Origin of the sequence: Tuberibacillus calidus DSM 17572 (assembly GCF_000430685.1) — a bacterium.
In the GTDB taxonomy this organism is placed as follows: domain Bacteria; phylum Bacillota; class Bacilli; order Bacillales; family Sporolactobacillaceae; genus Tuberibacillus; species Tuberibacillus calidus.
This window is the reverse complement of the sequence record NZ_KE387200.1, coordinates 2,691-10,584: the sequence shown is the minus strand read 5'-3', so window position 1 is coordinate 10,584 and position 7,894 is coordinate 2,691. Positions and strand designations below refer to the sequence as shown.

Annotated in this window: 6 protein-coding genes; all 6 read right to left on the bottom strand. The window is 47.8% G+C overall.

What is annotated here, in order from left to right; genetic code table 11:
- Positions 1–238 precede the first annotated feature (238 nt).
- Positions 239–1,528: a phosphopyruvate hydratase gene (gene eno, locus H532_RS0117385; protein ID WP_027726516.1), complete on the bottom strand. Its 1,290-nt coding sequence runs from the start codon at positions 1,526–1,528 to the stop codon at positions 239–241.
- A 17-nt stretch (positions 1,529–1,545) separates the two neighbouring features.
- Positions 1,546–3,081: a 2,3-bisphosphoglycerate-independent phosphoglycerate mutase gene (gene gpmI, locus H532_RS0117380; protein WP_027726515.1), complete on the bottom strand. Its 1,536-nt coding sequence runs from the start codon at positions 3,079–3,081 to the stop codon at positions 1,546–1,548.
- Positions 3,078–3,836, bottom strand: a complete 759-nt coding sequence (gene tpiA / locus H532_RS0117375; protein WP_027726514.1) for a triose-phosphate isomerase — start codon at positions 3,834–3,836, stop codon at positions 3,078–3,080. Before tpiA ends, gpmI begins: the two co-directional genes overlap by 4 nt.
- A 120-nt stretch (positions 3,837–3,956) precedes the next feature.
- Positions 3,957–5,150, bottom strand: coding sequence for a phosphoglycerate kinase (locus H532_RS0117370; protein ID WP_027726513.1), 1,194 nt, complete (start codon positions 5,148–5,150; stop codon positions 3,957–3,959).
- A 236-nt stretch (positions 5,151–5,386) separates the two neighbouring features.
- Positions 5,387–6,391: a type I glyceraldehyde-3-phosphate dehydrogenase gene (gene gap, locus H532_RS0117365; protein WP_038112904.1), complete on the bottom strand. Its 1,005-nt coding sequence runs from the start codon at positions 6,389–6,391 to the stop codon at positions 5,387–5,389.
- Between the two features lie 21 nt (positions 6,392–6,412).
- Entirely contained in the window at positions 6,413–7,447 is a 1,035-nt protein-coding gene (locus H532_RS0117360) for a sugar-binding transcriptional regulator (RefSeq protein WP_027726511.1), read from the bottom strand.
- Positions 7,448–7,894: the final 447 nt, after the last annotated feature.

The window sequence follows — 7,894 nt, the reverse complement described above, 5'->3', positions numbered from 1 at the left end:
GAGCCTCAAATTTGCGCATAAATCGGGTTTGTGCTCATTTTTGGTGCCCGTTCGGCCCGAAATTGCGCATATGCTCCAGTTTTTTACATTTTTTGCCCTCCGTTTTTAGTTTTTAAAGAAGACTAAACACAGCATACCCTTTTTGCGAAGGACTAGATTTTCGTTGCTTTCATTCCGACCCGTAATAAAAAAGCCTAGGCCCCTTATTTAAAGAGCCCAGGCTTGTCACACGGTATTCTTATTTTAATTTTAAATTATAGAAGGAGTGGAGGCCGCCGTATTCAGCGGTTGTGCCGAGATCGTCCTCGATGCGCAGCAATTGATTATACTTAGCCACGCGGTCTGTTCGGGACGGCGCACCGGTTTTGATTTGGCCGGCATTGGTCGCCACAGCAATGTCAGCAATCGTTGTGTCTTCGGTTTCGCCGGAACGGTGGGAGATAATCGCCGTATAGCCGGCGCGTTTCGCCATTTCGATCGCTTCAAACGTTTCCGTCAGCGTGCCGATTTGGTTGACTTTGACGAGCAGCGCGTTACCGACACCTTGTTCAATGCCTTTTGCTAGACGTTTCGTATTGGTGACAAAAAGGTCATCGCCGACGAGTTGGACGCGATCACCGAGAGCTTGGGTCAGTTTCGCCCAACCTTCCCAGTCGTTTTCATCGAGGCCGTCCTCTATAGAAATGATCGGGTATTTGTCGCATAACTCGCGGTACATTTCAATCATTTCTTCGGCGGTTTTTGTGACGCCTTCGCCTTTTAAGACATATTTGCCATCTTTATATAGCTCGGATGAAGCGACATCAAGCGCGATTTTCACATCATCACCGGGTTTGTAACCGGCTTTTTCAATGGCTTCGACGATTGTTTGGATGGCTTCCTCGTTGGAAGATAAGTTCGGGGCAAATCCACCTTCATCCCCAACAGCCGTGTTCAGGCCTTTCGCTTTCAAAACATTTTTCAATGAATGAAACACTTCCGCACCCATACGCAGCGCTTCGCGGAAAGTTGCCGCGCCGACAGGCATGACCATAAATTCTTGGAAATCGACGTTATTGTCGGCGTGTTCCCCACCATTTAAAATGTTCATCATCGGTGTTGGAAGGGTTTTTCCTGAAAAACCGCCGAGATAACGATACAGCGGAATTTCTAGATATTCCGCAGCCGCGTGCGCAACGGCCATGGATACGCCTAAAATCGCATTCGCGCCGAGCTTGCCTTTGTTTTCCGTTCCGTCCATGGCGATCAGTGCGCGGTCAACAGCAACTTGGTCCAAAGCATCAAAACCAGCGAGTTCCGGAGCAATTACGGAATTGACATTTTCCACGGCTTTTAAAACGCCTTTGCCGAGATAACGGCTTTTATCACCATCGCGTAACTCAACGGCTTCATGCTCGCCTGTTGACGCCCCGCTTGGCACCATTGCCCGGCCGACAACGCCGGATTCAAGATAGACTTCCACTTCAACCGTTGGGTTGCCGCGCGAATCCAATACTTCACGCGCATAAACATCAACAATCGTCGACATGTGCATCACTCCATTTATTAATGTTCGATTAAAGTATAGCCATCCATTTCTTTCGGCTTTTCAATCCCTAATAAGTCTAACAAAGTTGGCGATAAATCCGCCAGTTTACCATCCTTGCGCAAGGTGATGCCCTTTCTGGTCACAATAACGGGGACCGGGTTGGTCGTATGGGCAGTTTGCGGTTTACCTTCTGGCGTTAATACCTCGTCAGCATTCCCGTGGTCAGCGGTAATGATGGCTTCACCGCCTTTTTCAAGAATGGCATCAACCACTTTGCCCAGGCATTCATCGACCGCTTCTACCGCTTTGATCGTCGGCTCAAGCATCCCGGAATGGCCGACCATATCCGGATTGGCAAAATTGAGGATAATCGCATCAAAACGGTCATCGTGAATCGCTTGAAGGAGTGCTTCCGTGACTTCGTAGGCACTCATTTCCGGTTTCAGATCATACGTCGGAACCTTCGGCGAATTGATGAGAATCCGTTCTTCCCCAGGAAAAGGCTCCTCACGTCCGCCGCTGAAGAAAAACGTGACGTGCGGATATTTTTCAGTTTCAGCAATTCTCAACTGTTTTAATCCGTGCTGAGATAGGACTTCGCCGCACGTGTTGTCCAGATTCGTCGGTTTAAAGGCGACCGTGCCGTGAACCGTTTCACTGAACTGGGTCAGGCAGACAAAATGAATGTTTTTCGGGAACTTATCCCCGCGGTCAAAACCTCTGAAGTCTTCATTCGTGAAGACTTGCGAAATTTGAATAGCTCGGTCCGGCCGGAAATTGAAAAAGATAATCGCATCCCCATCTTTGATCGTCGCAACCGGCGTTCCGTCCGGATTTTTAATGACGGACGGGATCACGAATTCATCATAAATCTCGTGTTGATATGAATCTTCCACAACTTCTAGCGGGTCGGTATAATCGGGTCCTTCAGCATAGACCATCGCGCGATACGCTTTTTCGATCCGTTCCCAGCGATTGTCCCGATCCATCGCATAATATCGACCAGACAAGGTGGCAATTTTGCCGACGCCGTATTCTTTTATTTTTTCTTGCGTTTCCGTAATATATTTTTTCGCCGTTTTCTGGCCAACATCCCGTCCGTCGAGAAAACCGTGGATGAACACGCGATCGACATTCTGTTCCTTGGCGAGTTTTAACAAAGCAAAAAGATGGTCGATGTGGCTGTGCACGCCGCCGTCTGAAAGGAGCCCAAAAATATGAAGCTGCGTGCCTCGGTCTTTCACAAGCTTCATCGCTTCAAGAAATGTTTCGTTTTTAAAAAACTCGCCTTTTTCTATCGAGAGGTTGACGCGTGTCAGGCTTTGGTAAACGATGCGGCCCGCGCCGATATTTAAATGGCCGACTTCGGAATTGCCCATCTGCCCTTCCGGAAGTCCGACGAAATTACCGTCAGCCCTCAGCGTGGCATGCGGGTATTCGTTCCAGTAGCGATCAAAATTTGGTTTACGGGCTTGAGCAACGGCATTTCCGTATGTTTCCTCCCGCAAGCCAAAGCCATCTAAGATGATTAAAGCTCTCGGTGTTCGACTCATGATTGACTCGCCTCTAATAATTGCAAAAATGATGTTGGATCTAAGCTCGCCCCACCGACAAGCGCCCCGTCAATATCGCTTTCGGAAAGCAGTTCACGAATATTTCCCGGTTTGACGCTACCTCCATATTGGATGCGGATAGTATCAGCGGTGTTTTCATCATATAAATGACCCACGGTTTGACGAATATGCGCGCAAACGGCGTTAGCATCTTGCGCCGAAGCGGTCTTTCCGGTGCCAATCGCCCAAATGGGCTCGTAGGCGATTACCGTTGATGCCGCTTCTTTTTTCGTCAACCCTTTCAAAGCTTCCGTCACTTGCTTTTCAACAAGCGCTTCGGTTTGACCAGACTCGCGTTGTTCCAATGTTTCTCCGACACATAAAATCGGAACTAACCCATGGGTAAAAGCGGCACGCATTTTTTTATTGACATCGGCATCGCTTTCGCCAAACAATGACCGGCGCTCCGAATGGCCGATGATGACATACTTGACTCCTAAGTCTTTCAGCATCACTGGACTGATTTCCCCGGTAAACGCGCCGTTATCTTCAAAATACATATTTTGCGCGCCAATGGCGATCTGTCCATCACGGGTTTCTTTGACAAGGGCGTCAAGGAAAACAGCCGGAGCGCAGATGACAGCATCAACGGTTTCTGCAGACGGCAGCCGGTCTTTGATGGTTTCCACAAATGCCACGGCTTCACTTAAGGTTTTGTTCATTTTCCAGTTGGCAGCAATAATCGGTTTTCTCAAGGGTTCATCCCTCCTGTCCCTTTTCCATAAGGCAAACGGTGCACCGCTAAGATTTTTGATTCGGTTACAGAACGATCCTTCAATGATACAGGATGCGGGCGAAGCTTGGTGAGCTCTTGTTTACTCCGCTTTTTCCGTCAAAATAGCTACGCCTGGCAGCGTTTTTCCTTCCATTAGTTCAAGTGACGCCCCGCCACCGGTTGAAATATGCGTCATTTTATCAGCGAGATGGAATTTTTCAACGGCTGCTGCGGAATCACCGCCACCAATAATGGAAATGGTATCTTTGGCTTCTGCAAGCGCTAAAGCTACGCCTTTTGTCCCTTCAGCAAAAGCATCTAACTCGAAGACACCCATCGGTCCATTCCACACCACGAGTTTGGATTGCTTGATGACATCCGCATATTGGGCAACTGTTTCTGGACCGATATCGAGCGCTTCCCAATCAGCGGGAATTTGGTCAATCGGGACGACTTTCTTGTTCGCTGTTTCAGAAAAATCATCCGCTACGACGACATCGACCGGCATATGGAACGCGACGCCCTTTTCCTTCGCTTTTTCCATAAACGAACGAGCGAGGTCGATGCGTTCTTCATCGAGCAAGGATTTTCCGATTTCATAACCTTTTGCCTTAATAAATGTGTAGGCCAATCCTCCGCCGACAATCAAGTGGTCGACCTTGTTCAATAAATTTTCGATGACGCCAATTTTATCTTTCACTTTGGCCCCACCGATGATCGCCGTAAACGGACGTTTTGGATTCTCTAGTGCTTCACCAAGAATCCGTAATTCTTTTTCCATCAACAACCCGGCAACAGCTGGTTTCAGATAATGGGCGACGCCTTCGGTGGAAGCATGGGCGCGGTGAGCGGCACCAAAAGCGTCATTAACGTAAACATCGGCCAACTCGGCAAAAGCCTTGGCTAATTCCGGATCATTTTTTTCTTCACCAGGATGAAAACGGACGTTTTCGAGTAAAAGCACCTCACCCGGTTTAAGTGCCTTAACCGCTTCGCTAACTTCCGGACCAATCACTTTATCGGTTTTGGCGACGGGAATTTTCAAGTAGTCGCTCAACCGTTCGGCAACCGGGTTTAATCGCAAAGCCTCATTCACAGTGCCTTTTGGGCGTCCGAGATGAGAGGCCAAAATGACCTTTGCGCCTTGGTCCAGCATATACTGAATCGTCGGCACGGCGGCGCGAATGCGGGTATCATCCGTGATTGCACCGTTTTCAAGTGGAACATTAAAATCCACACGACAGAAAACCGTTTTGTTTTGCAAATCGATGTCGCGGATCGTCAGTTTCGACACATGGATCCTCCTCACTCCGGCATTTTTTCAAGAAAACCTGGCTCTGCCATGCTTATTAGGCAAAAGTAGGATCCCAGATGCCCTGATGCTGGCTAGGTCATTGGAAAACTTTCTTACCAGCGCAAGTGTTTTGGGCAAAGGCAGCGCTACTGGCCTGATAAATATGTACTTTATTATTAGCATGACATAAGGAAAGAGGAGGCGTATGTCTCCCCTTTCCTCTTTTTATTTAACTATTAAAGTCCTTTTTTCGCAATATAATTGACTAAGTCGACGACGCGGTTCGAATAGCCCGTTTCGTTATCGTACCAAGAAATGACTTTGACCATGTTGCCTTCAATTACCATCGTGGACAACGCATCGACAATGGAAGAAAGCGTATTGCCGTTATAATCTCTTGAGACGAGCGGTTCTTCGCTGTAGCCGAGAATGCCTTTCAATTCGCCTTCCGCTGCTTCTTTCAATGTTTTATTGATTTCTTCGACGCTGACTTCTTTATCGAGTTCAGCGACTAAGTCAACAATCGAAACGTTTGGTGTAGGCACGCGCATCGCCATACCATTTAATTTCCCTTTCAATTCCGGCAAAACCAAAGCGACGGCTTTCGCTGCACCGGTTGTCGTCGGGATGATGTTTTCCGCAGCCGCACGAGCCCGGCGATAATCTTTATGCGGCAAATCCAAGATTTGTTGGTCGTTCGTATACGAGTGTACGGTCGTCATCATGCCGCGGCGGATGCCGTATTTATCATGCAAAACTTTGGCGATCGGTGCTAAGCAGTTCGTCGTACATGAAGCATTGGAAATGACATGGTGGTTTTTCGGGTCATATTTTTCGTGGTTAACGCCCATGACGATCGTAATGTCTTCTTCTTTAGCCGGTGCGGAAATAACCACTTTTTTCGCTCCAGCTTCAAGGTGTTTCGCTGCATCGTTGCGTGCAGTAAAGCGACCGGTTGATTCAACGACAACTTCCACACCATATTTGTCCCAACCAAGTTGAGCAGGATCGCGTTCAGATAAAACTTTAATGGTTTTCCCGTTGACCATCAGGTTTTCACCGTCGGTCGTGACTTCGGCATCCAATTTTCCATGAACGGTATCATATTGCAAAAGGTGTGCCAACATGTTGGCATCGGTTAAGTCATTTACCGCCACCACTTCAACTTCCGGATTGTTCAAAGCCGCGCGAAAAACATTTCGACCAATGCGGCCAAAGCCGTTAATACCTACTTTTACCATTTTGATTTCCCCCTTAAAATTTTAATTTAAATTATCATGATGATGGATAATTTCCGCTGCTGCTGCCTCATCCGTAACCAAAATCGAATTCGGCCCTCGTTTAAAATAGGCTTCAATGGCAGCGGCTTTCGATTTGCCGCCAGCAACCGCCAATACCGTACGGCTGTCATAAAGATCCTCCAACCTAAGACCAATGGTTTTCACTTTATGGACGATCCGGCCCGCTCTGTCAAAGTAATACCCGAACGCTTCCGCAACAGCTTGTTCGCGTTCAATTTTTTCCCAAATTTCCGGAGCCGTTTTTCGTCTTGATGCCATGGTTTTCGCATCGCCTATGCCATGAATGACGATATCTGCCCGGCGAATCAAGTCCACAACTTCACGGATGGACGGTTCTTCTATCAAGGACTGATAGGATTCTTCACTCAATGGGTCGGGCACATGGAGAAGCCGATGGGTGCCGTCCGCTTTTTCCGCCATCTTAGCGCAAATGGTGTTCGCTTGGTTTTCCACGCGCTCACCAAGTCCACCGCGAGCAGAAACAAAAAGTGGATGAATGCCTTTTTTGAGAGGGCGTGTCATCTCGGCCACCGCGGCCATTGTCGTCCCACCAGTCACTGCGATAATGCTATTCGGATGGATGCATTCTTCCATGACTTTCACGCCGGCCAGTCCCATCTCATTCTTCACCCAAGGATCTTCATCGCTGTCACCTGGAACGATAATCACCCGGGAAATATCCAATATAACCCTTAATTGTTTTTCCATTTCGGCAAAACCTGATACATCATCCATGATATCCTTCAACGCATTTACCAAACGCCCGCCATCCGCTGTCAAGCGCATGCCATCCGATGCCGTTTCGAGCAAACCTTGCTTGCTGAGAAACGTGACTTCACTGCGAATCATCCGCTCGGTCAATCCAAGGTGATTCGTCAAGGCTCTACGACCAACCGGTTGCATGGCTTCAATAGCCCTCAATATCCGATAGCGGTTCGCCATGACATCAAGCACATCAGGGATTAACTTTTTTTGTAACGTGAAGAGTTTGTTCACCGTCATCTCCCTTACCGTTGGACGTTTTATGTCCCGCGTGGCGAATTACGTCCCACACTTCGTCTTTATTTTAACAATATGCGTTGCAGCTGGCAAGAATTTTGTTTGGCTATATTGTTCACTTGAGCCGACTGCACTATGCGGTGAAAAGAAAGCGGAGCTATTCAAATGGGATCCATTTGTTAAAAAGAAGAGCCTAAGGCTGGGACTTGATCAACCCATTACCCTTTTGTTCAAACCTCGTTTTGGGCGAAGGCGGAGACATAGTTGCCCTTGTGCTAACTAGATAAATGAAAAACTATCTTACCAGAAAAAGAAAAACCGGGCATTCGCCCGGTCTAGCAACCTTTAATTTTTCAGATTATGGAGCGTATGCGCATTTTCACTGCGTTCCGATCTCAAAAATGAGCATAAATGCGTTTTTTGCGCATTTTCTTGCCGGTTTTG